Annotated in this window: 23 protein-coding genes and 1 pseudogene; 20 read left to right on the forward strand and 4 right to left on the reverse strand. The window is 34.7% G+C overall.

What is annotated here, in order from left to right; genetic code table 11:
• Positions 1 to 31: 31 nt before the first annotated feature.
• The 7 genes from sufB to sufD all read left to right on the forward strand — a co-directional run bounded on the left by sufB (position 32) and on the right by sufD (position 5,092).
• A complete protein-coding gene (sufB, locus tag ACQY29_RS05240; RefSeq protein WP_428224193.1) occupies positions 32 to 1,480 on the forward strand; it encodes a Fe-S cluster assembly protein SufB in 1,449 nt (482 codons plus the stop codon).
• Between the two features lie 67 nt (positions 1,481 to 1,547).
• Entirely contained in the window at positions 1,548 to 1,751 is a 204-nt protein-coding gene (locus ACQY29_RS05245; RefSeq protein ID WP_428224194.1) for a DUF2683 family protein, read from the forward strand.
• Positions 1,742 to 2,014, forward strand: coding sequence for a Txe/YoeB family addiction module toxin (locus ACQY29_RS05250; protein WP_428224195.1), 273 nt, complete (start codon positions 1,742 to 1,744; stop codon positions 2,012 to 2,014). The genes ACQY29_RS05245 and ACQY29_RS05250 overlap by 10 nt, the downstream gene beginning before the upstream one ends.
• Complete coding sequence (locus ACQY29_RS05255; protein WP_428224196.1) at positions 2,014 to 2,508, forward strand: flavodoxin family protein; 495 nt, start codon at positions 2,014 to 2,016, stop codon at positions 2,506 to 2,508. The genes ACQY29_RS05250 and ACQY29_RS05255 overlap by 1 nt, the downstream gene beginning before the upstream one ends.
• A gap of 27 nt (positions 2,509 to 2,535) precedes the next feature.
• Positions 2,536 to 2,925, forward strand: a complete 390-nt coding sequence (locus ACQY29_RS05260; RefSeq protein ID WP_428224197.1) for a four helix bundle protein — start codon at positions 2,536 to 2,538, stop codon at positions 2,923 to 2,925.
• Positions 2,926 to 2,958: 33 nt separating this feature from the next.
• The gene (gene sufC / locus ACQY29_RS05265) at positions 2,959 to 3,708 is read left to right on the forward strand and encodes a Fe-S cluster assembly ATPase SufC (protein WP_428224198.1); all 750 of its coding nucleotides are present in this window, start codon (positions 2,959 to 2,961) and stop codon (positions 3,706 to 3,708) included.
• A gap of 67 nt (positions 3,709 to 3,775) precedes the next feature.
• Positions 3,776 to 5,092, forward strand: a complete 1,317-nt coding sequence (gene sufD / locus ACQY29_RS05270) for a Fe-S cluster assembly protein SufD (RefSeq protein WP_428224199.1) — start codon at positions 3,776 to 3,778, stop codon at positions 5,090 to 5,092.
• A gap of 45 nt (positions 5,093 to 5,137) precedes the next feature.
• Here the strand turns inward: sufD and ACQY29_RS05275 are convergent, their stop codons facing one another.
• Positions 5,138 to 6,157 (reverse strand): hypothetical protein, encoded by a 1,020-nt coding sequence (locus ACQY29_RS05275; RefSeq protein ID WP_428224200.1) that lies wholly within the window; start codon positions 6,155 to 6,157, stop codon positions 5,138 to 5,140.
• The gene (locus tag ACQY29_RS05280; RefSeq protein WP_428224201.1) at positions 6,154 to 7,338 is read right to left on the reverse strand and encodes an MBOAT family O-acyltransferase; all 1,185 of its coding nucleotides are present in this window, start codon (positions 7,336 to 7,338) and stop codon (positions 6,154 to 6,156) included. Before ACQY29_RS05280 ends, ACQY29_RS05275 begins: the two co-directional genes overlap by 4 nt.
• A 562-nt stretch (positions 7,339 to 7,900) precedes the next feature.
• On the opposite strand from ACQY29_RS05280, the gene ACQY29_RS05285 reads away from it, so the two are divergent.
• Positions 7,901 to 11,962 carry a T9SS type A sorting domain-containing protein gene (locus tag ACQY29_RS05285; protein ID WP_428224202.1) on the forward strand — a complete coding sequence of 1,354 codons (4,062 nt, stop codon included), beginning with the start codon at positions 7,901 to 7,903 and terminating at the stop codon, positions 11,960 to 11,962.
• A gap of 60 nt (positions 11,963 to 12,022) precedes the next feature.
• Here the strand turns inward: ACQY29_RS05285 and ACQY29_RS05290 are convergent, their stop codons facing one another.
• On the reverse strand, positions 12,023 to 13,156 hold the full coding sequence (locus tag ACQY29_RS05290; RefSeq protein ID WP_428224203.1) for an ATP-binding protein: 1,134 nt from the start codon (positions 13,154 to 13,156) through the stop codon (positions 12,023 to 12,025).
• Between the two features lie 175 nt (positions 13,157 to 13,331).
• On the opposite strand from ACQY29_RS05290, the gene ACQY29_RS05295 reads away from it, so the two are divergent.
• From ACQY29_RS05295 to ACQY29_RS05335, 9 genes and pseudogenes are all read left to right on the forward strand, one after another.
• Positions 13,332 to 14,336: an AAA family ATPase gene (locus ACQY29_RS05295; RefSeq protein ID WP_428224204.1), complete on the forward strand. Its 1,005-nt coding sequence runs from the start codon at positions 13,332 to 13,334 to the stop codon at positions 14,334 to 14,336.
• Positions 14,337 to 14,413: 77 nt separating this feature from the next.
• Positions 14,414 to 15,280, forward strand: coding sequence for a DUF58 domain-containing protein (locus tag ACQY29_RS05300; RefSeq protein WP_428224205.1), 867 nt, complete (start codon positions 14,414 to 14,416; stop codon positions 15,278 to 15,280).
• A gap of 101 nt (positions 15,281 to 15,381) precedes the next feature.
• Positions 15,382 to 16,967, forward strand: a pseudogene (locus ACQY29_RS05305) (hypothetical protein).
• Positions 16,967 to 17,968, forward strand: a complete 1,002-nt coding sequence (locus tag ACQY29_RS05310) for a vWA domain-containing protein (RefSeq protein ID WP_428224206.1) — start codon at positions 16,967 to 16,969, stop codon at positions 17,966 to 17,968. Before ACQY29_RS05305 ends, ACQY29_RS05310 begins: the two are co-directional and overlap by 1 nt.
• A 97-nt stretch (positions 17,969 to 18,065) precedes the next feature.
• A complete protein-coding gene (locus ACQY29_RS05315) occupies positions 18,066 to 19,103 on the forward strand; it encodes a vWA domain-containing protein (protein ID WP_428224207.1) in 1,038 nt (345 codons plus the stop codon).
• Positions 19,104 to 19,213: 110 nt separating this feature from the next.
• Entirely contained in the window at positions 19,214 to 19,954 is a 741-nt protein-coding gene (locus ACQY29_RS05320) for a tetratricopeptide repeat protein (RefSeq protein ID WP_428224208.1), read from the forward strand.
• Between the two features lie 15 nt (positions 19,955 to 19,969).
• Positions 19,970 to 21,766, forward strand: coding sequence for a BatD family protein (locus tag ACQY29_RS05325; RefSeq protein ID WP_428224209.1), 1,797 nt, complete (start codon positions 19,970 to 19,972; stop codon positions 21,764 to 21,766).
• A 47-nt stretch (positions 21,767 to 21,813) separates the two neighbouring features.
• On the forward strand, positions 21,814 to 22,194 hold the full coding sequence (locus ACQY29_RS05330; protein ID WP_428224210.1) for a GxxExxY protein: 381 nt from the start codon (positions 21,814 to 21,816) through the stop codon (positions 22,192 to 22,194).
• 303 nt (positions 22,195 to 22,497) lie between these two features.
• Positions 22,498 to 23,241, forward strand: a complete 744-nt coding sequence (locus ACQY29_RS05335; RefSeq protein ID WP_428224211.1) for a tetratricopeptide repeat protein — start codon at positions 22,498 to 22,500, stop codon at positions 23,239 to 23,241.
• Between the two features lie 104 nt (positions 23,242 to 23,345).
• On the opposite strand, the gene ACQY29_RS05340 is transcribed toward ACQY29_RS05335, so the two are convergent.
• The gene (locus ACQY29_RS05340; RefSeq protein ID WP_428224212.1) at positions 23,346 to 23,870 is read right to left on the reverse strand and encodes a CvpA family protein; all 525 of its coding nucleotides are present in this window, start codon (positions 23,868 to 23,870) and stop codon (positions 23,346 to 23,348) included.
• A gap of 198 nt (positions 23,871 to 24,068) precedes the next feature.
• On the opposite strand from ACQY29_RS05340, the gene ACQY29_RS05345 reads away from it, so the two are divergent.
• From ACQY29_RS05345 to ACQY29_RS05355, 3 genes are all read left to right on the forward strand, one after another.
• A complete protein-coding gene (locus ACQY29_RS05345; protein WP_428224213.1) occupies positions 24,069 to 24,425 on the forward strand; it encodes a hypothetical protein in 357 nt (118 codons plus the stop codon).
• A gap of 110 nt (positions 24,426 to 24,535) precedes the next feature.
• Entirely contained in the window at positions 24,536 to 25,555 is a 1,020-nt protein-coding gene (pheS, locus tag ACQY29_RS05350) for a phenylalanine--tRNA ligase subunit alpha (protein WP_428224214.1), read from the forward strand.
• 82 nt (positions 25,556 to 25,637) lie between these two features.
• Positions 25,638 to 26,045, forward strand: coding sequence for a hypothetical protein (locus tag ACQY29_RS05355; RefSeq protein ID WP_428224215.1), 408 nt, complete (start codon positions 25,638 to 25,640; stop codon positions 26,043 to 26,045).
• Positions 26,046 to 26,088: the final 43 nt, after the last annotated feature.

Raw genomic sequence — 26,088 nt, forward strand, 5'->3', positions numbered from 1 at the left:
ATCTTTAAATTTTTTAATCTTTAAATCAAATATGAGTAAGTATACAGAAGACGATTTAAAAGTTGACTTAGAAAACAAAGAGTACGAATACGGTTTTTATACCGATATCGAGAGCGAAACGTTTCCTGCGGGTTTAAACGAGGATATTGTTCGTGCTATTTCTAAAAAGAAAAATGAACCAGAATGGATGACGGAATGGCGTTTAGAAGCTTTCCGTATTTGGAGTGCTATGGAAGAGCCTGAATGGGCAAATGTGCAGTATGAAAAACCAGATTTCCAAGCTATCTCTTATTATTCAGCGCCTAAAAAGAAAGATAAATACGAAAGCTTAGACGAAGTTGACCCTGAATTATTAGAGACTTTCAAAAAGTTAGGAATCTCTATTGATGAGCAAAAGAAATTAGCTGGGGTAGCTGTTGATATCGTAATGGATTCCGTTTCGGTAGCCACTACTTTCAAAAAGACTTTGGCTGAAAAAGGCATTATTTTCTGTTCGATTTCAGAAGCCATTCAAGAACATCCTGAATTGGTAAAAAAATATATCGGTTCTGTGGTGCCTACTACAGATAATTTTTATGCCGCTTTAAATTCTGCGGTATTTTCTGACGGAAGTTTTTGTTATATTCCAAAAGGTGTTCGTTGTCCTATGGAATTATCTACCTATTTCCGTATCAATCAAGGAGGAACAGGCCAGTTTGAACGTACGTTAGTAGTCGCTGATGAAGGTAGTTATGTTTCTTATTTAGAAGGTTGTACTGCACCAAGTCGTGATGAAAACCAATTGCATGCGGCGGTGGTTGAATTAATTGCTTTGGATGACTCGGAAATTAAGTATTCTACCGTTCAAAACTGGTATCCAGGGAATAAAGAAGGTAAAGGTGGAGTATTCAACTTTGTAACCAAACGTGGTTTGTGTGAAAAGAATGCAAAAATTTCTTGGACACAAGTAGAAACGGGTTCTGCAGTAACTTGGAAATACCCTTCATGTATATTGAAAGGGGATAACTCGATTGGAGAATTTTATTCTATTGCGGTTACCAATAATTTCCAGCAAGCAGATACAGGAACCAAAATGATTCACTTGGGGAATAATACAAAATCGACCATTATTTCTAAAGGAATTTCAGCAGGAAAATCACAAAACAGCTATAGAGGATTGGTGCAAGTTAGCTCACGTGCTAATAATGCTCGTAATTTCTCACAATGTGACTCGTTATTGATGGGGAACAATTGTGGTGCGCATACCTTCCCGTATATCGAATCAAAGAATGCCTCGGCACAAATTGAGCACGAAGCAACCACTTCCAAAATTGGGGAAGACCAAATTTTTTACTGTAACCAACGTGGTATTCCTACCGAAAAGGCGATTGCGCTTATCGTAAATGGATTCAGTAAAGAAGTTTTAAATAAATTACCAATGGAGTTTGCGGTAGAAGCACAAAAACTATTGGAAATTTCATTAGAAGGTTCTGTAGGATAAATAGTTTAAAATTTAAGATATAAAGATTAAATTTATATTTTAAACAAAAGCTCTAAACAAAAAGGATATGGACATAATTTTGAAAAATGTTAAGAAGAAGGATTTTGCTGTGATTAAATCGCTAGCAAAAGCTTTAGGTTTCGAAATTGAAAAAGAGGAGAAGCCCTACAATCCTGAGTTTGTGAAGGAAATTTTAGACTCAGCAAAAGAAGTTCGTGAAGGGAAGTATGTGAAAATTTCTATGGAGGAATTGGATAATCTATGGAAATAAGGTATTCTAAAAAAGCAAAAAGCGATCTAGAATTTTGGTCTAAATCTGGAAATAAAAAAATTATTAAAAAGATATCGGAATTAATTAAAGATATTCAATTACATCCTTATGAAGGCCTAGGAAAACCAGAAGCATTAAAATATGAATTGGTTGGTTACTGGTCTAGAAGAATTGATGCTGAACATAGAATTATTTATGAAATAATTGACGAAAATACTATCGATATTTTAAGTATTATTTCATTAAAAGGACATTACGAATAATGAATAAAAGTGTAATAATTGTTGGCTCTTCTCGTAAAAACGGAAATACGACAAAAATAGTAGATGCTTTTGTGAGCCAAACTAATGTTGAAGTGGTCAATCTAATTGATTATAATTTTTCGTACTACGATTACGAGAACAAAAATATAAATGATGATTTTCTTCCGTTAATGAAGGAGATAATTGAAAAGTATGAGACTATCATTTTTGCTACACCTATTTATTGGTACAGTATGAGTGGCATTATGAAAGTGTTTTTTGATAGATTATCCGCTTTTCTCAAAATTGAAAAAGATTGGGGACGGAAACTAAGAGGAAAAAAAATGGCTGTGATTTCAAACTCACATGATTTTGAAAACGAGCTGGATTATGATTTTTATATTCCATTTCGAAAATCAGCCGAATATTTAGGAATGCAGTATCTTGGAAATAAACATTTTAATGCGGATGCTGAAATTGAAATGGTTAGCCTAAATGATTTGTTTAAAGTTTAAGGTTTTTCTAACGTTAAACAACTGAAAATGGCGACAATTAAGAGATTCGAGGATTTAGATATCTGGCAAGAAGCCCGCAAACTTTCTAAAGAGATAATTCTAATTTCAAAAGAAACGGATTTAAAGTCAGATTTTAGATTGAAAGACCAAATTAAAGCATCAGCAGGTTCAGTTATGGATAATATTGCTGAAGGGTTTGAACGAAATGGTAATCTTGAGTTTAGACAATTTTTATCAATTGCTAAAGGTTCTGCAGGGGAGACTCGTTCTCAATTATATAGATTATTTGATAATGATTATATCAATCAAGAAAAGTTAAATAGTCTAGTTTCTGAATATGAAAAATTAAGTGATAGAATAAATAATTTTATTACGTATTTAAATAATAATGATTTTAAAGGGACGAAGTTCAAATAACTTTTAAACCTTAAACTTTAAACTTTAAACAAAATGTTAAAGATTAAAAATTTACACGCCTCAGTAGAGGACAAAGAAATATTAAAAGGAATCAACCTTGAAATTAAAGCGGGTGAAGTACACGCCATTATGGGGCCTAATGGGGCTGGTAAATCTACCTTGTCATCCATCATTGCGGGTAACGAAAATTATGAAGTTTCAGAAGGAGAAATCATTCTAGAAGGTGAAGATATTTCTGAACTGGCTCCTGAGGAAAGAGCACACAAAGGGGTGTTTTTATCGTTCCAATATCCTGTGGAAATTCCAGGGGTATCGGTAACAAATTTCATCAAAACCGCTATCAACGAAAAACGTAAAGCCAATGGCGAAGAAGAAATGCCAGCGAACGAAATGTTGAAAAAAATCCGTGAGAAGTCTGAATTGTTAGAAATGGATAGAAAGTTCCTTTCGCGTTCTTTAAACGAAGGTTTCTCAGGTGGTGAAAAGAAACGTAACGAGATTTTCCAAATGGCAATGTTAGAACCTAAAATTGCTATCCTTGATGAAACTGATTCAGGTTTAGATATCGATGCGCTTCGTATCGTAGCTAATGGAGTAAACAAGTTGAAAAACGAAAACAACGCCGTTTTAGTTATCACGCACTACCAACGTTTATTAGATTATATCATTCCTGATTTTGTACACGTTTTAATGGACGGTAAAATCGTGAAGTCTGGTACTAAAGAATTAGCTTTAGAATTAGAAGAAAAAGGGTATGATTGGATAAAAAACGAAATTCAGTAATCAGTGGCAGTATTCAGTGTGCAGTGAGCACTGAACACTTAAAACTGTAAACTGTAAACTTGAAAAAATGGATTTAAAAGAAAAATTACTTTCCTCATTTATGGCGTTTGAAGAAAGAGTAGATGTAACTACGGAGTTGCATGACTTAAGAACTTCTGCCTTAAAAAACTTTGAAGAAAAAGGTTTCCCTACTAAAAAAGAGGAGGCTTGGAAATATACTTCTTTAAACGCGATTTTAAAGAACGACTTTAGCATTTTTCCTAAAAAAGAACATGCTATTGATATTAAAGATGTAAAGAAATATTTCATCAATAATATAGATACCTACAAAGTAATCTTTATTGATGGTGTTTTTAGTACATTTTTATCATCTACGACTCATGATGGATTAGATGTTTGCTTGATGTCGTCAGCATTAACTAAACCAAAATACAAAATGGTCATTGATACCTACTTCAATCAAATTGCAAGCAAAGAAGAGTCAATGACGACTTTGAATACAGCATTCGCTTTTGAAGGGGCTTATATCAACGTGCCAAAAAGTACTGTGGTTGAAAAACCTATTGAAATCATTTATTTCTCAACAGGAAATGAAGCGGCTTTAATGGTACAACCGCGTAATTTGGTTGTGGTAGGTGAAAATGCTCATGTGCAAATCGTGGAGCGTCACCAAAGTTTGAATGAAAATCCTGTGTTGACTAATGCAGTGACTGAAATTTTTGCTCAAAAACGCGCTATCGTTGATTATTATAAAATCCAAAACGATGTACAAACCGCAAACTTGATTGACAACACCTACATTGCTCAAAAACAAGAAAGTCGTGTTTCGGTGCATACGTTTTCTTTTGGTGGCAATATCACGCGTAACAATTTGAATTTCTATCACCAAGGTGAGCGTATTGACTCAACTTTAAAAGGGATTACTATTTTAGGCGATAAACAACATGTCGACCATTATACTTTGGTACACCATGCGCAGCCTAACTGTGAGAGTCATCAGAACTACAAATGTATTTTAAATGACCAATCAACAGGAGTGTTCAATGGTAAGATTTTTGTAGAAAAAGAAGCTCAAAAAACAGATGCTTTTCAGCAAAATAGCAACATCTTATTGACGGATAAAGCAACGATTAACGCGAAGCCTCAATTGGAAATTTATGCAGACGATGTAAAATGTTCACACGGCTGTACCATAGGACAATTGGATGAAAGTGCTATGTTCTATATGCAACAACGCGGGATTCCTAAAAAAGAAGCGAAAGCATTATTAATGTACGCTTTTACGAATGAAGTAACCGCTAGTGTCAAAATTCCTGATTTAAAAGAAAAAATCGCTAAGATTATTGCTACAAAATTAGGGGTTCATATGGGGTTTGATTTGTAGCCATTGTTAGGAACTAAGCAGTTTTTATATAATTTAGTAAGCCACTCATTGAGTGGCTTCTTTTTTGAGTTTGTTTTTTACTAGTTCAGTCAACAAATTACCCACAACCTGATGGGCTTCATAATTAAAGTGCCCTTTCATATTAGAGTTGCCCCAATAGTAAGGATTTATACCTTTTTCTCTTAGGGTTTCCAGTGCCTTTTCTGTTTCATAATAAGCAATGTTATTTTGGGCTAAGGTCTTTTTTAATTCTTTTTCAACCTTTTCGTTAAAGACTAGCAAACTCTTTTCGGAAAGTAAAGCCTGTAGCATTTTTCTGTTTTTTTTAGGGAAATTTTTGAAATAATAATCGTAGTACGAATAGTCGATAGCCGTGGTATCGGGCTGGTAAAATTTGTCTAAGAATATCTTTTTGCTTTCGCCACGTGTATGTAAAATATAAGCTTCTAAAAACATATTGGTAAACGAACTATTGTCAATCACTGGTTGAATTTTTGAATAAAATTGCACTGCTTTAGAAGTATTTGATTGGATGTTTAAATGGTCGTCAATAGCAATAGGGTTAAGTACACTTTGGCTGTCCAAAATCAAATCATAACTATCGAAAAAGTAAATGTAATAATCGATGTGGAATTTTTCTGCTAAACGTTTTTTTCGCACATACACATCGGGCAATACCGAATTGCTGAGTCCAAAGTTGATGACCTCGAAACGTTGTTTCCCGTTTTGATTTAAATTACGCTCAAGTATCGAACAAAAATTATATTTGCGCGCCAACTGAATCGCTTCTACAAACGAATCGCCAAAAACGGCTATGCGAATGGTATTGGGCTTTTTATGAGGTAAAGCATTTCCAATAAATCCAAAGGCATTCGTTTTGTTGATATATAAGGCTTCTCTATTTTCATGGATAAGCGCATTGGGAAGGTAGGTTTTTCCTAGTTGTGGGTCAAATGTTTTATAAGGTAATTTAACTTCTGAAATTTTTAAAAAGCATTCCAATACCACAAAGGCAAAGCTACAACCTAGCAAAAATTGAACGAGTATTTTTAGTTTTTGTCTCAAAATTGAAAATAAATAAAAGGAGATGGTTTTTTAATAAAAATGTATAAAAAACTTACAATTATCATCATGCAAGCGATGCCTGTTACAAAGGCTTTGTTTTTGTAAGCGACTAAAAACGCATCGTTTCGATGTTTTAGTTGAAGCCCATCTATCAGTGTTATAATTACTCCAAAACTTAGTACCATTTTTAGATAACGTAATGGGAATTGTCCAAATTCAAATGCTAGCAATTTATGATATAAGGTGTTGATTTCGTTTAGTGAGTGGATTCGGAATAAAAACCAACCTATGGTAACGAGAAAAAAAGTGAAAAGGATATTCAAATATTTATTCTTGAAATCCCAAGACCATTTACGAAACCATACTAATAGGGTACCGTGGTATAACCCCCATAGTACAAAATTCCAACCGGCACCATGCCAAAGACCGCCTAGTGTCATTACTAGAAGTAGGTTGCGCAAGGTACGAAATTCTCCATTTTTGTTTCCGCCCAAAGGGATATACAGATAATCCCGTAACCAACTAGAAAGCGAAATATGCCATCGCGACCAAAATTCTTTGATGTTTTTACTGAAATAAGGTTGGGCAAAATTGGGTAAGAACTCAATACCAAATAGTTTTCCTAATCCACGGGCTATATTAGAATACCCAGCAAAATCAGCATAAATTTGAAATGAAAAAAGTAGCGTGGCACAAATGATTTCAAAGGTGGCATATTTGCTGAAATCATAAAAAATAGCATCCACCATTCTACCGCAAGCATCTCCAATCATTACCTTTTGAAACAACCCGATGGAAATAAGAAAGAAGGCTTCCTGCCATTGCGTTTTAGAAATGATAAGTTTATTTTTCAATTGCGGAAGGAAGTGTTTGGCCCTTACAATTGGTCCCGCTATCAAAAAAGGAAAAAAACACATGTACAAGCTAAAATCTAACCAAGACTTGGTGCTTTCTATGTCTTTTCTGTAAATATCTAGCAGGTAGCCTATGGCGTGAAAAGTATAGAAAGAAATACCTATAGGTAATACCAAATGGAGTGTTTCAATAGGGAAAAAATAATTCAAATTTTCAATAAAAAAATTAAAGTATTTGAAAACGGCGAGCATGCCTAAGTTTAAAGAAATACCAAAAATGAGTATGGCTTTCAGGTATTTTACTGATTTTTCTAATTTATTTCCCAAATAAAAATTAAGGGCTATGGAAAAAATTAAAAGAGATAGCCATTTCCATTCCCAATAGCCATAAAAAAACAAACTTGTTAGTAATAACCATATCTTTTTGAAACGTTCGTTTTTCAAAAAAACATATATGGGTAACACTAGTGCAAGAAAAATCCAAAAAATAAAGCTGTTGAAGAGCATTTTTAGTAGTGTTTATTTCGACAGAAATTACAATTTAGTGATTTTATTTCAAAATACATACTTGTAAATTTTTTATACTCAATGATTTCTGTGAGTGTAAAGTTATAAAAACGGTTTTTTTTGCCGTTAATCTTGATTGATATAAAGAAGTTAACTAAAATCAGTTATATTTTTTAACCAATGAAATTCCATTAATCGGGTGATAAAAACATATAATCGAAAATTGATAAGTCTTTGAAATTCAGAAGTTATTTATGGATAACTTTATAAAACAGAAACGAATTTACCCCAAAATCTATTCTGTTTACTTGTTAGTATAGTCCTCAGATTACCTACAGTTGTAATACGGTTACTAATTTATTGTTAACTAAAATTATTGCTTATGAAACAGATTAGACTTTTCTTAGTTTTGGTTTTATTTTCACATTTAGCATCGGGTCAAACATGTAAGGATAGAGGTGTTTCGGCTGGAGTTACTATTTGTCAAGGTCAATCGACTAGTATTACTTTGTTTCTCAGTGTGTCTGGAGTGAATTATCAATTGCGCGATGATTCCAATAATGCCAATGTAGGATTGCCTCAAGCAGGAAATGGAGGAAATCTTACCTTTACAGTGAGTCCAAGTGTAACTACTACTTATAATATTCTAATTTATACAGGTAGTTGTTCAAAAGTAAATAGTACAAAGGTTACTATAACTGTAAACTCTGATAGTTCTATTTCATCTATAGATAATGATGATCAAATTCTATGTATAAATACTGCTATAACCCCTATACATTACACCATAACTAATGCAACGGGAGCCACGGTCTCTAATCTGCCTGCAGGTGTAAGTTATACCTATAATGCGGGAGTCGTTACTATTTCTGGTATTCCCACTGCTTCTGGAATATTTAATTATGTGGTTTCGCCTACAGGCGGTTGTGGTACTTCAACTTTGGGAAGTACTATAACCGTGAATTTTTCTGCTTATGGAGGAAGTTTAACTGATGTATCAGGGTATAATCCCGCTACTGTTTGTTATAGTAGTCCTACTGGTCAATTGAATTTAACAGGTCAAATAGGTAATGTTGAATATTGGGAACGATCTATTGATGGTGGGACAACTTGGAGTACAATTGCTAATACGGCTAATTTGGTTGCGTATAATTATTCGGGGTTAACTATTAGTACCGTTTTTAGAGCATCTGTAAATGACGGGGGATTATGTGGCTCTGTAAAATCTAACCGAGTGATGGTTAATGTTATTCCTAACATTAAGCCAAATCCTGTTACTGCAAGTCCAGCAACCATTTGTAATGGCGATAGCTCTGTTTTAAATGCACAAACAAGTGGTTATGCCACGAATCAGTATTTGGGAAGCGCAGGAGCTTTCTCGGACGCAAATCCGACAGGTTGGGGTACAGATGGGCAATATTCTGGTAATTACCTTCATTCCGGAGGGAGTAATACGAATGAAAATCCTTTTGCCTTAAGCGCTACTAATGGTGGTACCTATTCAGGAATTGTTTGCACAGCAAATGGTAAATTTGCTATTGCTCATGGTAATTTATGGTATGCGCCTTACAATGGTACTTCTTATATGGAAACTTCAACCTTTAGTACTACTGGTTTAGCTTCTGCTACTTTACAATTTAAACACGCTTATAACTTATTGGCAGGAGCTTCTATAAAAATTGAATTATCATTTGATGGAGGGGCAAGCTACCCAGCGTTAATATATAGTCTTACAGGTGTGGCTGCTACTACAGGTAACTTTAATCCTTTTACAACTTTACAAAATATTGATTTAAGTAGCTATGTAGGGCAATCAAATCTAAGATTGAAATTCACTTATTTTTCTAATAATACTGATAGTTTATGGGCAATTGATGAATTAAGTATTCCTTCTACCCCTACAAATATTGCTACCGAATGGATTGATGGCAATGGTAATGTAGTAGGTACAGGGACTACATTTACGGTCACTCCTCCAGTTACAACTACATATGGTGTACGTTCTACATTTTTGATCAATGGAACCAGTTCTTGTTCAAGTAGTGGTTCATTAGGAACTTCATATGTAACAGTTACAGTTAATCAACGTCCTACAGCTACAATTGGTCCCAGTCAAACGGTTTGTAATAGTACACCAGCCACATTAAGTATTGCATTATCAGGAACTGGACCTTGGAATATTACATATAGCGATGGTACTACAGCGACTTCTGTTACAACAAATGTAAATCCATATATTTTTAATACACCAAATTTAGCAGTAAATAAAACATACCGAATTACTGCTTTAAGTGATTCAAAATGTACTGCTATCGCGGCTGATTTTAATACAGTTGCAAATATAAATGTATTAAACGGGACTCCTGGGGTTTGGACAGGCATGAAAAGTACCGATTGGTTTGATTGTTTGAATTGGTCTGGAGGAGGAGACAATCCACCAGCTATTACAACTGATGTGGTGATTCCATCAGGTTCAGCAAATATGCCTAATATTGACGCCTCTACTCCAAAGGCAATTGTGTATTCAGGAATTGCAAACGCAAGAGATTTGTTGATTAGTGGTTCTGCAAGTTTGACCATGTCAAATGCTTCTAAATTAAATATTGGGAAGGATTGGAAAAATAACGGAGTATTTACTTCAGGAAATGGTACAGTAGTTTTTGCAGGTACCACTGCTAATCAAATACAATATATTAATCAAAGTGTGAAAAATAATGAGCAATTTTATAATTTGACTTTAAATGCTACTAATGGTGCAAAAGGAATTATTTTGCCTGATAATTTTCAATTAACAGTTGCTAATAGTTTGTATCTACAAAGTGGCGATTTGCGTTTGACCAACGAAGCGCAACTGGTTCAAAATGGCAATGGTATAAATAATAATGCTGGTACAGGTCGTTTATTTAGAGATCAGCAAGGAAAGAAAAGTAGTTTCCACTATACTTATTGGTCTTCACCTGTATCAACAAATAATGTGAATTATACCTTGGGAAATGTTTTAAAAGATGGAACTGATGTTATTTCTAATCCGTTTAATACTACAGCTATAAATTTTGGTGATGGTATTTATTTTGCAGATGGACCAGCTACTTACCCAATCAAGATTTCAAATCGATGGTTGTATAAATACAGTTCTAGTGCAAATCTTTATGCCAATTGGGTGAAAATAGACAGTAATAGTACAATTAATGTTGGAGAAGGTTTTATAATGAAGGGTTGTGATGGAGGTGTAACGCCATTTGTTGAGCAAAATTTAGTCTTTGTAGGCAAACCTAATAATGGAGATATAAATGTAACTTTGGGTGTCGATCAGACTTATTTAGTTGGAAATCCTTATCCATCGGCTTTAGATGCAGATAAATTTATAAAAGATAATATTAAAGATGGCGGAAATGCAAGTACAAACAAGTTTAATGGAGTATTGTATTTTTGGGATCATTTTGGTGGCTATTCGCACTATCTGGCTTCATATGTGGGTGGCTATGCAACCTATAGTTTAATGGGCGGAGTAGTAGCAGTTTCTAATGATCCAATGGGGGCAAATACTGGGGCTTCGGGTACTAAAATTCCTAAAAAGTACATCCCAGTTGCGCAAGGTTTCTTTATAAGTGCTTCTGCAGATAGTTCTTTGACAACTAATAATCCTAACTTATCTGCAATAACTGGAGGTGTAATTAATTTTAAGAACAGTCAACGTGTATTTATGACCGAATCTGGTGGTAATTCAGTAATGATGCGCACTAGTGCAACGGATGAGACACTAGATGTTAGAAAAAAAATTAGATTGTTATTCACCTCGGCATCTGGTGTCAATCGACAATTGCTTATTGGAGCAGATCAATCTGCCACATCTTCATATGATTTAGCTTATGACGCCCCTATGATAGATGTAAATAAAGATGATATGTTCTGGCCAATAGGAAATGGAAAATTTATTATTCAAGCGGTTAATGAGTTGAACCTTAAATCAGAGATTGCTTTGGGGGTGCAATTAGAAAATGCCGGTGAATGTATTTTTCAATTAAATGGATTGGAAAATTTTGAGAAAAATATGCCTTTATATCTTTTTGATAGTGTTTCAAATCAATATTATGATCTTTCTAATCCTGTCAAAATTGTTTTAGATAAAGGAGAATATAAAGATAGATTTTCAATTCGTTTTGAAAAAAATACGCTCAGTGTTCATGAAGCCGATTTTTCAAATGAGTTTGTTATTTATTTTTCAAATCCAGATAAAGCTATACATATAAGTAATACTTTGAATAGAACATTAGAAAAACTACAGGTTTATAATATGCTTGGTCAGAAAGTGTTTGAAAAAGATTTAGGGAATACTAATGAATCTGTAAGTAAATGGAATATTAATGATCAAGCTACTGCTACTTATATTGTTAAACTAAAAGCGGAAAACGGTATAGTAACTAAAAAAATAATAATCAATTAAGGGTTAATGGTTAGTTTTTAGGTGAAAGGGCTTTTACTCTCTTAGCAGTAAAAGCCCTTTTTATTTATACTTCATCTTCCGCAATACCCTCAAAGCCTCTTTAAACGAAATATAAATTTTAGGAAAAGGTTTCAAGTATGGTTTTGAATCGATAAGCCTTTGTTTTGCGTTTTCAAAACCGTTCAAATAGCATAACATCAAGGTATGTGGAAGGTTTTCGAGGTCTTTGAAATCTCTTTCTGTTAAAGCCGTGTTTCTGCTTAGTTTCTCTAATAAAGATTTGTTTGTATTGTAGATGTGATGCAACAATTTTTTATTGTACTGTGGCGGTTCAAATAAAATCTCATTTTCCATCTTATAATAGCCATTATCAAAAAAAGAAATGCTTACTTTTTCCAGTGGATAATAACTCGTTTTGTCATTTAAACCCAATTGAATGTACTCAGTGATGGTAAAAATACTGTCGCAAAAATCAATGATAACTTCATCTTGTGCAGAATAAAAAAGTTTAATCTGTTCGTTAATCAATTCAATATCTACTCTCGAATAAAAAGTCGCTCCGCGGAGTGTTTTTTTATTTCCTGCCCAGCAAATGATAAAGAGTTCTTTAAAAACTTTATATTGAGTTTCCATGTCCTTGTGACGGATATTCATAAAATCTAAAACGCCTTCAAGGGTGTGTTCAATGCTATTTCGGGAGTTGTTTTCTATACTGATGACCGTTTGGGTATTCAGCTTGCTATGCCCAATTTTTTCAAGTGTTGGAACTGTATTGCTTCCTACGCGTTTAAAAGTAGTGCCCGTTTCAATCGTGTGAATTCCTTTTTTAAAATACGAAACCTTATGATTGGGTTTGATGGTGACTAATCCCACCACTTTTTCTTTGGGTAATTGAGGAAAAGGAATGTTTTCGTATTGTATTTTTGGCGGATTTTCTAAAAAAGCATTGACGAGATTTTGAATGCGACTGTCGTCAAAAAAATCATCTCCAACAATTTCGTTGCTTTCGTCTTCAACCCCTACAACGATATAGGAATTGTTATTCGGATTCGAATTCGATAAGGCGCAAATATGTTTTAAAAACTTTGCTTTTCCTTCGCGATTATGAAGGTTGAGTTGCCTTTTTTTATCATAGAAACTGTTCTCATCGTTGTGAGCTAATAGGTTTTTTATGAGTAATCTTTTGTTAATCATGGTGTTTAATTCCCAATGGATTCTTAAAAATACTAAAATGCTTTCATAAAATGAATCTTAATAAGCGGTAAAATGGTAATATTTAACTGATTGTTAACACCCTAAAACCATTTAAATTTTCAATTTGCATCGTATTGAATAAGATGTTAATTTCACGACCTTAAAAAAACAATCAATGGAAGACAATACAACCACTTTGGATATCAGAGCCATTAATGAAAAAATTGAAAGGGAAAGTGCCTTTATCGATTTGTTAACAATGGAAATGAATAAAGTCATTGTAGGACAAAAACACATGGTAGAGCGTTTGCTTATTGGACTGTTGGGACAAGGTCATATCTTGTTGGAAGGGGTGCCAGGATTAGCTAAAACCTTAGCCATCAATACCCTGTCACAAGCCGTTCATGGTAGTTTTAGCCGTATCCAGTTTACACCTGATTTGTTACCTGCCGATGTGGTAGGAACCATGATTTACAATATGAAAGACAATGCTTTTTCGATTAAGAAAGGGCCTGTTTTTGCAAATTTCGTCTTAGCAGATGAAATTAACCGTGCACCAGCTAAAGTGCAATCGGCTTTACTAGAAGCCATGCAGGAGAAACAAGTAACCATTGGCGATAGTACTTTCAAATTAGATAAGCCGTTTTTAGTATTAGCTACGCAAAATCCTGTTGAACAAGAAGGAACTTATCCGTTGCCAGAAGCGCAAGTTGACCGTTTTATGTTGAAAACCGTAATCGACTATCCCAAAATGGAAGAAGAACGTATGGTGATTCGTCAGAATTTGAGCGGTAGTTTCGATAAAGTAAAACCTGTGGTTTCTATCGAACAAATTCTTCGTGCGCAAGAAGCGGTGCGTGAGGTGTACATGGATGAAAAGATTGAAAAATACATCTTAGACATCATTTTTGCTACTCGTTATCCAGAAAAATACAAATTAGAATCTTTAAAACCATTAATCAGTTTTGGTGCATCCCCTCGTGGTAGTATCAACTTGGCAGTGGCCGCTAAATGTTATGCATTCATCAAGCGTCGTGGGTATGTGATTCCTGAAGATGTACGTGCGGTAGTACACGATGTATTGCGTCACCGTATAGGAATTACCTATGAAGCGGAAGCTGAAAATGTAACTTCGGTGGATATTATAAACAAGATTGTAAACGAAATTGAAGTGCCTTAATTTTTTGTTTCAAGTTTAAAGTTTCATGTTAACGCAACTTGAAACAAACAAAACCTGAAACCTGAAACAAAGAAACAATGGAAACAAAAGAGTTACTCAAAAAAGTTCGTAAGATAGAAATCAAAACCCGTCGGTTAAGTGACCATATATTTTCGGGGGAATATCATACGTCGTTTAAAGGTCGAGGAATGACTTTTTCTGAAGTGCGTCAATACCAATATGGAGACGATGTGCGTGCTATCGATTGGAATGTGACGGCTCGTTACAAAGAACCGTATGTAAAGGTTTTTGAAGAAGAACGTGAATTGACCATGATGCTCATGGTGGATATTTCGGGCTCAGAGAGTTTTGGAACTAAAAATCAACTGAAAAGCGAAATTGTTACTGAAATTGCGGCTACCTTGGCGTTTTCGGCTACTCAAAACAATGATAAAATTGGATTGATTTTGTTCTCAGACCAAATTGAATTGTATATTCCACCCAAAAAGGGAAAATCACACGTGTTGCGCATTATCCGAGAGTTGATAGAATTTGAACCTAAAAGCCAACAAACCAATATTGGTCAGGCGTTACAATTCTTATCTGCTACACAAAAGAATAAAGCAATTGTATTCATGATTTCGGATTTTATTACGGACGATGATTATGAAAAAACATTGAAAATCGCCAGCAAGAAACACGACATCACTGGGGTACGCGTTTTTGACATACGAGAAACCGAAATGCCTAATATAGGGTTAGTTGCTATGCAAGATGCCGAAACTGGACAAACGCAATGGGTAAACACAGGTTCTAAAAACGTGCGTTTGCAGTACGAAAAATATTATCAAGAAAAAGTAGGTTACTTCAAAGACATTTTTTCAAAATGCGGAGCAGGAACGGTTCATACCCGTGTAGATGAAAGTTATGTAACGAAGTTATTAGGGTATTTCAAATCGAGATAAAGCTATTTAACCACTAAGTCCACAAAGAAAGCGCAAAGTACACCATATTTTGTGCGCTTCGTAAAAGCCTTGTGTCCTTTGTGGTTGAAAAAAATAAATTAATGAAACGACTTTTACACATATTACTCCTATTTTCTTCCATCGGTTTTGCACAATCGTTGGAAACGAAAATTGATACCACCAAAAATAAGATTGGTGCGCAGTTTACGTTGACCCTGAAAGTAAAATCAAGTACGACTCCTAAAGTAGATTTCCCGAAGGATAAAACCTTTGGTTCGTTTGAGGTGATTGAATCCTATCCGATAGATACTGTAAAAGAAGAGAGTCGATTGGAATTGATAAAAAAATACGGTCTTATTCAATTTGATTCAGGAAAGCAGGTTATTCCTCGTATGCCTATTTTTATCAATGGTAAAAAACTATTTTCTGATAGTGTTAAGGTTGAGGTTTTTAATGTGAAAGTAGATACGTTAAAGCAGAAAATGTTTGACATCAAGCCTATACTTGAAGCAGAAAGACCCATGGGCGATTGGTGGAAATATGTACTAGGCATTGTCTTTATTGGCGGATTGGTCTATTTAGGCTTTTATCTGTTTAAAAAATATCAGAAACAAAGTAGTGAAGAGCCTATATACAGCACTCCTATAGAAAAAGCAACAGGTTTACTACAGTTGTTAGAAAAAAAACAATTTTTAGAAAAAGGGGAAATCAAGGCATACTATTCAGAAATGACCGATATTGCTCGTGATTATATTGAAGAAGCTATCGAAATTCCAGCCAAAGAAAGTACCACTTCGGAATTAATCATTGCTTTGCGTCAAGCGGCCAACAAACGTAAATTGAAATTGTCTAAAGAAACGGTTGAATCGTTAGAACGTGTGTTGAAACAAGCTGATTTGGTGAAATTTGCTCAATCAAAACCTTTGGATTTTGAAATTGCCGAGGATAGAAAGAAAATCGAGAAAAGTATTATCACCATACACGAATCTATTCCTGTAGTGGTTGATGAAACGAGTGTGAAATGGCAAAAGGAACAAGATGAAATGCTGAAGAAACAAGCACGCAAAAAGCAAATTACGGCTTTAGCGGGTATTGCAGGTTTCGTCGTATTGGCGTTTTTAATTTTTACGTCGATTACTAAGGAATTGATTTTATTAAAAATGGATTCACAGGACCTTCAACTAAAGAATTGGTACAAACCGATTGGATTAAATCGGAATATGGTAATCCAGCTATTGTTATCGAAACCCCAGCCGTACTCACGCGTATTGATGCGACTAAAATGATTCCTGCCGATGCGAAGGATTTGATTAAATCAACGCAGATGTTTAATTACGGAAGTTTGTTGCAAAAATTTAACATTGTTGTTTCTGCTACAGAATTTAAACAAAAAACAACTGCCGATTTGAATCAAGCTTTGACTGGAATGATACAGACTTTACAATCGCAAGGTTGTGAAAACATGGTGGTGAAGCAAGAGGAATTCAAAACCAAAGAAGGATTACAAGGGTTGAAAGGCTATGGCACATTACTATTTAATGATGAACGAATGATTTACCAAACCTTATTGTTCAGTCAAGAAGGTGGTTTGCAACAAATATTGATTGCCTTTAAAGAAGGAGACGAAAATGGTCAAAAAATTGCCGAACGTATGTTGAAATCTGTTGAACTTAAAAAAGCACCATAATGAAAAATGTTACTTTTTTAAATCCGGAATTCTTTTGGTTATTTCTATTATTGCCATTGGCGATACTATGGTATGTGTTAAAGCACAAACAAGAAAAACCAACTTTAAAAATCAGTTCACTCAAAGGGTTTAAAGGAACTACTTCTTTATTGCCCAAATTCAAGCACGGTTTGTTCGTTTTGCGCTTGTTAGCGTTAAGCGCTATGATAGTTGCATTGGCACGACCACGTAGTGTGGATATCAGTAATAAGTCTAATAGTACGTACGGGATAGATATTGTTATTGCTTCCGATGTTTCTGGAAGTATGCTTGCAAAGGATTTAAAACCTAACCGTATGGAAGCACTAAAAAATGTAGCTTCAAGTTTTGTTAAAGAACGCTTCAATGACCGTATAGGAATTGTGGTGTATGCGGCCGAAGCCTATACAAAAACACCTGTGACCAGTGATAAATCGGTAGTATTGCAAGCCATTAACGATATTAAATACGACAATGTATTACAGGATGGTACCGGAATAGGGATGGGGTTAGCCACCGCAGTAAACCGATTGAAAGATAGCAAAGCGAAAAGTAAGGTAGTTATTTTGATGACTGATGGGGTGAATAACGCTGGTTTTTTAGACCCTCAAACATCGGCTGAAATTGCTTCGGATTTAGGAATTAAAGTATACACCATTGGAATAGGAACCAACGGTAACGCTTTGTTTCCGTATGCTTATGCGCCTAATGGTGGCTTTTTGTTTAAAATGATGCCTGTTCAAATTGACGAAAAACTCATGAAAGGAATTGCTCAAAAAACAGGTGGAAAATATTTCAGAGCGACCAATAATGCAGGTTTGGAAAAAATTTACAATGAAATTAATAAGCTTGAAAAAACCAAAGTAGATGAGTTAAAGTTTGTTAATTATGACGAGAAATTCCGCCCTTGGGTTTTACTGGCAGGTTTGTTGTTAGTTGTTGAATGGATATTGCGAAAAACGATTTTTAAAAGTTTTATATAAAGTTATAAATTATGAGTTATAAGTGATGAGTTGTAAATTTTCTTAATTCAAAGATTAAAATTAACTCATAATTCATAACTCAAAACTCATAATTAAAATGTACGAATTAGACGAATCAAAATATTTTTACCTTCTGTTACTAATCCCCGTATTGGTAGCGATTTTCTTGTGGGGAGAAGTTTGGAAAAGAAAAAAGCAAGCCTTGTTTGCAGACAGTTCGTTATTGCAAAAATTAAGTCCCGAGAAATCACGTTTTAAACCCGTGCTAAAATTCACGGTAATAGCAACGGGATTGTTTATGCTGATTTTGGCGTTAGTAAATCCAAAAATGGGAACTAAGGTTGAAAAGGTGAAACGCGAAGGTATCGATATGGTTTTTGCTGTGGACGTTTCTAAGAGTATGCTTTGCGAAGACATGGCGCCAAGCCGTTTAGAAAAAGGAAAACAATTAGTTTCGCAAATCATCAATAGTTTAGGAAATGACCGTATAGGTATTATTGCGTATTCGGGGAGTGCTTTTCCTGTATTGCCTATTACCACTGACTATAACTCGGCTAAAATGTTTTTGCAAGGAATGAATCCTGGAATGATTTCTTCACAAGGGAGTAATTTAGATGAGGCGATTCAGTTGACTGAACAATATTTTGAAGGAAGTGGAAATACAGCCAAAGTACTAGTTATGGTAACTGATGGCGAGGACCATTCTGAGCGTGCTCAAGAGTCCGCTACGCAAGCTCGTAAAAAGGGAATTAAAATTATCACTATTGGTGTAGGAACCTTAAAAGGTGGTCCCATACCTATTCGAAATGGTAATTCGGTGAGTTATCATAAAGATAAAGAAACTGGAGAAACGGTAACCACCAAGTTACGTCCTGAAGCCTTAGAAGCTATTGCTAAAAGTGCCAAAGGGGGTTACATTAATGGCGCTAATACCAAACAAGTGGTGGATTTTATCCGTAAATCGCTTAATAATATCCAAAAAACAGAATTTGAAGCAACCGAGTTGGCTAATTTTCAATCGCAGTTTCAATGGTTTTTGGGTTTTGGTTTCTTCTTGTTCTTCTTGGATATTTTCCTTTTAGAGCGAAAAACCAAATGGGTTCAGAAATTGGATTTATTTAATGAAAAAAAATAATTTTGTTGCTTTCTAAGAATCAGTGTGAAATAAGCATCGTATTCTTAGAGTGAATTAAATAGTACTTGTAAGAATTTTTTGTTTTTTGTAAGTGCATGGTAGTTAAAAAAATGAAAAGAAAATTAAGATACCTCCTAGTATTGATTTCTGTTAGTATTTTTGCGCAACAGAAAAAGGACTTTGCCTTGCCTGATGGAAATACGCAATTTGATAAAAAGCAATTTGCCGAAGCAGAAGCTAATTATCGGGTATCGAAAAGTGATAATCCTAAAAAGGCGATTGCAGCGTACAATTTGGGGAATGCTATTTATAAGCAAAACCAAGCGGGAGAAGCTAAATTTGCTTTCGCAAAAGCAGTAGAATCAGCTAAAGCTAAAAATGAGAAGCATTATGCTTATCATAATTTAGGAAATGCCTACATGAAGGAAAAAGCGTACGATAAAGCAGTAGAAGCCTATAAAAATGCCTTACGTAACAATCCTGCTGATGAACAATCGCGCTATAATTATGTTTTGGCAAAAAAAATGCTTAAAGATAATCCACCTTCTAAAAATGATGATAAGAAGAAGGATAAAAAAGGGGATAGTCCTGACAAGAAACCTAAGCCTGACCAAAATCAGGATAAAAACAAAGACGAAAACGATAAAAATAAAAACAAGGAAGACAAACCTAATAACAATAAAGACCAGAATCAAGACCAAAATAACCCGCAACCTAAGCCTACGAATGTGCCTAAAGATAGAATGCAAAATTTGTTAGACGCGGTAAATAATGAAGAGAAAAAAATCCAAGACCGTGTAAATGCACGTAAGGTGAAAGGTGCTCCGAAACAGGAAGGGAAAGATTGGTAAATGGAATTAAAAATTATGAAGAAACTACTTTTTATACTTTTACTATTTTGTATGAAACTCACGGCTCAAATTCAATTTGTGGCCAGTGTGAGTAAGAATAATTTAGGTATAAACGAACGTTTGCGTATTGATTTTACCTCAAATTATGAGGGTGATAATTTTACACCACCATCTTTTGAAGGTTTTCGTATAGTAGGTGGTCCCAATCAATCGGTAAGTAATGTTTGGGTTAATGGGCGTAGGTCATTTGAATTAACTTATTCTTATTTTTTGCAACCTTCTAAAAAAGGTACTTTTGTTATTAAAGGCGCTTCTATCGAAATTGACGGAAGAATTGTCAAATCTAATTCGGTTAAAATTACGGTAGGTAATGCTGTTCAAGAAGAACGTGACCCGTATGACCCTTATGGAGGCTCACCTTATTACCAGCAACAACGTCAACCACAAACGCCACCATCGACCGCTATGGGGAAAGATGGAGTCGATTTAGTGGCTGAAATTTCTAATTCTAATCCGTATTTGAACGAACCGATTACGGTAGTTTATAAAATTTATGTAAGTCATCGTACAGGTGTTGGCGGTTGGCAAGAAACCCAAAACCCTAAATACAATAATTTCTGGAGTCAAAACATTGACATCAAGCAACTACAAGTACAAGAAGGAAAATATAAGGGTGAAATGTATCGCTATGCGGTATTAAGAAAAACAGTGTTGTACCCACAAAAATCTGGAAAGTTAGTCATCGAACCGTTAACACTAGATGTTGAAGTAGAAGTTCCTTCGGGAGAAACTGATTTCTTTGGTCGTCCAATTATGACCATGGGACATAAAAAAGTTTCTGCGGGTGCTAAAACTATCCTGGTGAAACCTTTGCCAGAAGCGGGTAAACCAGAGGATTTTACAGGCGCAGTAGGTAGTTTTAATTTTAAAGTGATACCTTCTAAAACAAGTGTACGTGCTGGGGAATCTATCGATTTGAAAGTACAGGTTTCAGGAAAAGGGAATTTGAAATTGTTTACCTTGCCTAAACCTGTTGTGCCTCCTGCTTTGGAAATGTATGACCCAGAACATGAGGAAAATGTGCAAACACCATTAACAGGAATGACGGGAAGTATTACGGATAAATTTACCATTATTCCGCAAAGCAAAGGCAAGTATCTTATAAAGCCGATGACATTCTCGTATTTCGATTTGGCTACTAAAACATATAAAACCATTACGTCTAAAGAAATTACTCTTTTTGTGGAAGAAGGCGAGGCCTTGGCTTCTAACGATGAAAGTACTAATAAAACTAAAGTAACTTCAACCAGCACTTTTGGGTTTATTAAAACTAAGACGGATTTGGTTGCTCAAGGAAGTACGCCGTTTTTAGGTTCATTTTGGTTTTATGTCTTGTTGTTATTACCTTTTGTGGCAATACCGTTTATTATCGCTTTCCGTCGTAAGCAAGACGAACGTAATGCTGATGTAAGTGGTAATCGTATCCGTATGTCAAACAAACTGGCTAAAAAATACTTATCGGAAGCGCAAAAACAATTAGGAAATAAGGAACCATTCTATATTGCGTTAGAACGTGCATTGCATAATTTCTTGAAAGCCAAATTGCATATCGAAACAACGGACATGAGCAAGGATAAAATCAAAGAATTATTATCGGTTAAAAATGCTGATGCAAGTACTATTGAACAATTTATTGCTTTGGTTGAGAGTTGCGAATTTGCTCGTTATGCGCCTTCAACCAGTACAAGTATTCAAAATGATTATAATTTGGCCGTAAGTATTATTGCCGATTTGGAAAAACAGATTTCTTAACCACAAAGAGCACCAAGCACACTAGTAAAAGAAAAAAACGAATACAGATGAGCGAAGATGAAATTTCTAAACTTGTTTTTGAAAGTGCGTTGAAAGTACACAAGACATTAGGTCCTGGTCTTTTAGAAAGTGCTTATGAAGAGTGTTTGTTTTATGAGTTAAAGAAATTAGATTTAAAAGTAGAAAAGCAAAAACCACTTCCTCTGATATATGAAGATGTAAAAATGGATGTGGGCTATCGGATAGATATTATTGTTGAAGAAAAGTTTATAATAGAAATAAAATCAGTTGAGGCTTTAAATGATGTGCATTTAGCACAGATTTTAACCTATTTAAGATTGTCAGATTGCAAATTAGGAATGCTGATTAATTTTAATGTCAAGTTGTTAAAAAACGGAGTAAGGAGAGTCATCAACGGTAAGTTGTAAGAACGATAAATTTAATGGTTTACTATGAAGTGGAGCTTCCTCAGTGTGCCTTTAAACGATATACTTAGCGCACTTTGTGCCTACTTAGTGCCCTTAGTGGTTAAAAAGAAACGAGGCTTCCTTAGTATATCAGTTAAATGAAATACTCAGGGCACTTTATGCCTACTTAGTGTCCTTAGTGGTTAAAAAGAAGCGTAGCGCCCTTAGTGTATCAGTTAAATGAAATGCCTAGCGCACTTTGTGCCTACTTAGTGTTCTTAGTGGTTAAGATAACCTCTGACCTTTATTATTAAATTTAAAATTATGAAAAAGATACTTTACATATTCATCCTATTCTCTCAATTCATTTGGGCACAAACTCCATTTGAAAAAGGGAATGAGTATTATCAAAAAGGAAATTATCAAGAAGCGATTTCGCAATACCAATCTATTTTAGATAAAGGAGAAGAATCGGCAGAAGTGTATTTCAATTTGGGAAATTGTTTTTATAAGCTCAATAAAGTAGCACCAGCGGTGTATAATTTTGAAAAAGCCTTACTGTTAAGTCCTAATGATACGGAGATTCAAAATAACTTGGCTTTTGCCCAAAAAATGGCAATTGACGATATTCAAGAAGTGCCTCAAGTAGGTTTTGCTAAGCTGATTTCTGATTTTACGTCCAGTTTCCATTTCGATACTTGGGCTTGGATAGCTATAGTGGTGGCTTTTCTCTTCCTAGGATGCTTTGTGGCTTACTTTTATGCTTATTCGACTCGTAACAAAAGAATTTTCTTCTCGGGAATGCTTGTTTTTTTGTTTTTGGTTGTAGTAAGTGTATTCTCTGGTTTTTTTGAGTTTAGCCGTACACAAAATGAAAAACCTGCGATTGTTTATGTGGATACCTTGACGGTTAAAAGCGAACCTAATTCAAGTGCTTCAACTGCTTTTGTACTTCATGCGGGTACTAAAGTATTTGTTTTAGAAGCTTTAGATAATTTTTATAAAATCCAACTGGCTGACCAAAAAGAAGGTTGGGTAGAGAAGAGTGCTGTGAAGGAGATAAAGTAGAGTTCAGTATTCAGTGTTCAGTATTCAGTGTTCAGTGTTCAGTATTCAGTTGATTATTGACTTTTTTTGTGGGGCACTGAGTACTGTACACTGATTACTGCTTACTACTTTTCTTCTAAATTTTCAGTTTTTTCTTTTAAATCAGCAAACCAGTCGGCCAACACAGGTAATAAAGTTTCTGAGGTTTTCATGCATGGATTAAAAAATAACGAACTATCCTGAGTTTCTTTACTTATCAACATATCGTTGATGTTTACTTTTTGGAATAAATTTAAAACAATTCCTACGAGTAAAGCGGTTTTTAAGGCACCAAAAGCACCTCCAGCTAAAGTGTTTACCCAGCCCATAAAAGCAAAACTCGCTATCCCGGATAGAATTTTGGCTATCATGTGAATACCTAATACGACAAGTCCTAAGGTAAGCACGAACGCAGTTACTTGTATGGTTTTAGGGGACCAAGAAACATTTTGACCTATTATATTACTGATGATGTAAGAGAATTTGATAGCTATAAATATCCCTATAAAAAAAGCTACCAAAGACGCTAATTCGACAAACAAACCATTTTTGAAACCTTTGTAAAAACCAAGTACCAATAAAGCTCCAATAAAAATATCTATAAATCCCATGATTCTTTTTTTCCAAATTTAGTAAAATAGAATCAACGCACAATAGAAAAGCAATCGGATTAAGTATCTTTGCTCGTTGAATTTAAGTTTGTGAATCTATAAGGCATAGATTATCTGATTCATAACTGACAACTGATAACTGATAACTGATAACTGATAACCGATAACCGATAACTCATAACTCATAACCGATAGCTAATGTCACGCGATATACAATTAAAAAACCGTTGGGAGCAAATTGTGAAATTTTTGTCCGACAAATTTGCCGATGGAGAAGAAATGGATTTAGACGCCATTATTTATATTATTGGAGTACAAGAATTAGGGAAAATCAACAGAACTTTCAAAAAGGATGAAAAAGTCAACCTGATGCACATTGCTATTTGCAGGTTGTTAGAACCTTATGGGTATTACGAATTCGATTATTTTGATACCGAAGGATGGCCACATTATAAAGTTAAGGAAGAATTACCTCCTTTAAAAGCAGGTGAACAATCGGTATTGATGAAGGAAGCCATTGTGAATTATTTTGTTGAGAAAGAAATTATTGAGTAATTAGTGAATAGTAAAAAGTGAATAGTCAATGATCAACTAACTACTTTTTACTAATCACTAATTACTAATCACTAAAAAATAGTAAATTTGCAACTTTCAAAGGAAGACCGATGATTGATAAGATAAAAGAATACATTGCTGAGGCACAAGCGTTCAACGCTCAAAATAAAGAAAAACTAGAAGAATTCCGTATCAAATTTCTTGGAAGCAAGGGATTAGTTAAGGATATTTTCGCTGAATTTAAAAATGTACCGAACGACCAAAAGAAAGAATTTGGTCAAATCATCAATACCTTAAAAAATATTGCTGAGGAAAAAGTTCGTGCTATTCAAGAAGAATTAGAAAGTAAAGAAGAAGTAAAAGGTATTTATGGGGATTTAACCCGTCCAGCCGAGCCTTTAAAATTAGGGTCACGACACCCGATATCATTAGTGAAAAATCAAATTATTGATATTTTTGCAAATGTAGGGTTCAACGTGTCTGAAGGTCCTGAAATTGAGGACGATTGGCATAATTTTACCGCTTTGAACTTGCCAGAATACCATCCAGCTAGGGATATGCAGGATACGTTTTTTATTCAAACGAACCCTGATATTTTATTGCGTACCCACACTTCGTCGGTGCAAGTACGTTATATGGAAAACCACAAACCGCCTATTCGTACCATTTCTCCTGGACGCGTGTTTCGTAATGAGGCCGTTTCCTCACGTTCGCACTGTATTTTTCATCAAGTAGAAGGATTGTACATTGATAAAGATGTGTCGTTTGCCGATTTAAAGCAAACCTTGTTGTATTTTACTAAAGAAATGTTCGGGAAGTCGAAAATTCGTTTGCGTCCATCGTATTTCCCATTTACAGAACCAAGTGCCGAAGTAGATATTTATTGGGGTTTAAAGAATGAAATCGATTACCGTATTACCAAAGGTACAGGTTGGTTAGAAATTATGGGTTGTGGAATGGTGGATCCTAATGTATTGAAAAACTGTGATATCAATCCAGAGGAATACAATGGATTTGCTTTTGGTATGGGAATTGAGCGTATTGCTATGTTGTTGTACCAAATTGGCGACATTCGTATGTTTTACGAAAACGATGTCCGTTTCTTAGAACAGTTTAAATCTAATATATAAAAGACAATAGATGATAGACGGATAAATCAAAGATGTGTCCGTCTATTTTCTATTAGTCCATTCTCTTTTATCTTCTTAAAATATGAAAAAAGACATAGTTATTCCAAAAGTTGAAAATGTATTTTTAGCCGCTATTCAAGAGTGGAATGATGATTTTATGGACAAGGTATGGAATGTATATCTTGTAAATGATTCTGATTTTGATTTAGAAAACATCATCGTGGTTTCTAAAGCTTACGGTAAAATGGATGGCGAAATGCGCAAAACTTCTTTGCTACGACATGGGTTTAAATCTTTGCCTAGTGTTTCTGCACTGAAAATTGAAATGATTGAAAATAGTGTTTTAGCGCTAAATAATGAATTTATGGTAACCTATTTTATAGGGAATACATTATACGATAAAAAATTTACGTTCCGTCAAAATTCTATCAACGAACGTGCTACGGAAGAAGTGCCGCACATTTGGCAAAATGGGGTAGTGGTGAGATAGTTTGCTGCTAATTAGTATAAAAAAGAAACGGTCTAGATGTTTG

The sequence above is a fragment of the Flavobacterium sp. genome (genome assembly GCF_965262375.1).
Classification (GTDB): Bacteria; Bacteroidota; Bacteroidia; order Flavobacteriales; family Flavobacteriaceae; genus Flavobacterium.

Excerpts from the sequence above, each read along its gene's own strand:
- ACQY29_RS05355 (WP_428224215.1), top strand. The coding sequence starts at position 25,638 with ATGAAAAAAGACATAGTTATTCCAAAAGTTGAAAATGTATTTTTAGCC.
- ACQY29_RS05325 (WP_428224209.1), top strand. The coding sequence starts at position 19,970 with ATGAAGAAACTACTTTTTATACTTTTACTATTTTGTATGAAACTCACG.
- ACQY29_RS05315 (WP_428224207.1), top strand. The coding sequence starts at position 18,066 with ATGTACGAATTAGACGAATCAAAATATTTTTACCTTCTGTTACTAATC.
- sufB (WP_428224193.1), top strand. The coding sequence starts at position 32 with ATGAGTAAGTATACAGAAGACGATTTAAAAGTTGACTTAGAAAACAAA.
- sufC (WP_428224198.1), top strand. The coding sequence starts at position 2,959 with ATGTTAAAGATTAAAAATTTACACGCCTCAGTAGAGGACAAAGAAATA.
- sufD (WP_428224199.1), top strand. The coding sequence starts at position 3,776 with ATGGATTTAAAAGAAAAATTACTTTCCTCATTTATGGCGTTTGAAGAA.
- ACQY29_RS05335 (WP_428224211.1), top strand. The coding sequence starts at position 22,498 with ATGAAAAAGATACTTTACATATTCATCCTATTCTCTCAATTCATTTGG.
- ACQY29_RS05340 (WP_428224212.1), bottom strand. The coding sequence starts at position 23,870 with ATGGGATTTATAGATATTTTTATTGGAGCTTTATTGGTACTTGGTTTT.
- ACQY29_RS05330 (WP_428224210.1), top strand. The coding sequence starts at position 21,814 with ATGAGCGAAGATGAAATTTCTAAACTTGTTTTTGAAAGTGCGTTGAAA.
- ACQY29_RS05310 (WP_428224206.1), top strand. The coding sequence starts at position 16,967 with ATGAAAAATGTTACTTTTTTAAATCCGGAATTCTTTTGGTTATTTCTA.
- ACQY29_RS05345 (WP_428224213.1), top strand. The coding sequence starts at position 24,069 with ATGTCACGCGATATACAATTAAAAAACCGTTGGGAGCAAATTGTGAAA.
- ACQY29_RS05295 (WP_428224204.1), top strand. The coding sequence starts at position 13,332 with ATGGAAGACAATACAACCACTTTGGATATCAGAGCCATTAATGAAAAA.
- ACQY29_RS05320 (WP_428224208.1), top strand. The coding sequence starts at position 19,214 with ATGAAAAGAAAATTAAGATACCTCCTAGTATTGATTTCTGTTAGTATT.
- ACQY29_RS05260 (WP_428224197.1), top strand. The coding sequence starts at position 2,536 with ATGGCGACAATTAAGAGATTCGAGGATTTAGATATCTGGCAAGAAGCC.
- ACQY29_RS05285 (WP_428224202.1), top strand. The coding sequence starts at position 7,901 with ATGAAACAGATTAGACTTTTCTTAGTTTTGGTTTTATTTTCACATTTA.
- ACQY29_RS05300 (WP_428224205.1), top strand. The coding sequence starts at position 14,414 with ATGGAAACAAAAGAGTTACTCAAAAAAGTTCGTAAGATAGAAATCAAA.
- ACQY29_RS05245 (WP_428224194.1), top strand. The coding sequence starts at position 1,548 with ATGGACATAATTTTGAAAAATGTTAAGAAGAAGGATTTTGCTGTGATT.
- ACQY29_RS05250 (WP_428224195.1), top strand. The coding sequence starts at position 1,742 with ATGGAAATAAGGTATTCTAAAAAAGCAAAAAGCGATCTAGAATTTTGG.
- ACQY29_RS05255 (WP_428224196.1), top strand. The coding sequence starts at position 2,014 with ATGAATAAAAGTGTAATAATTGTTGGCTCTTCTCGTAAAAACGGAAAT.
- ACQY29_RS05290 (WP_428224203.1), bottom strand. The coding sequence starts at position 13,156 with ATGATTAACAAAAGATTACTCATAAAAAACCTATTAGCTCACAACGAT.
- pheS (WP_428224214.1), top strand. The coding sequence starts at position 24,536 with ATGATTGATAAGATAAAAGAATACATTGCTGAGGCACAAGCGTTCAAC.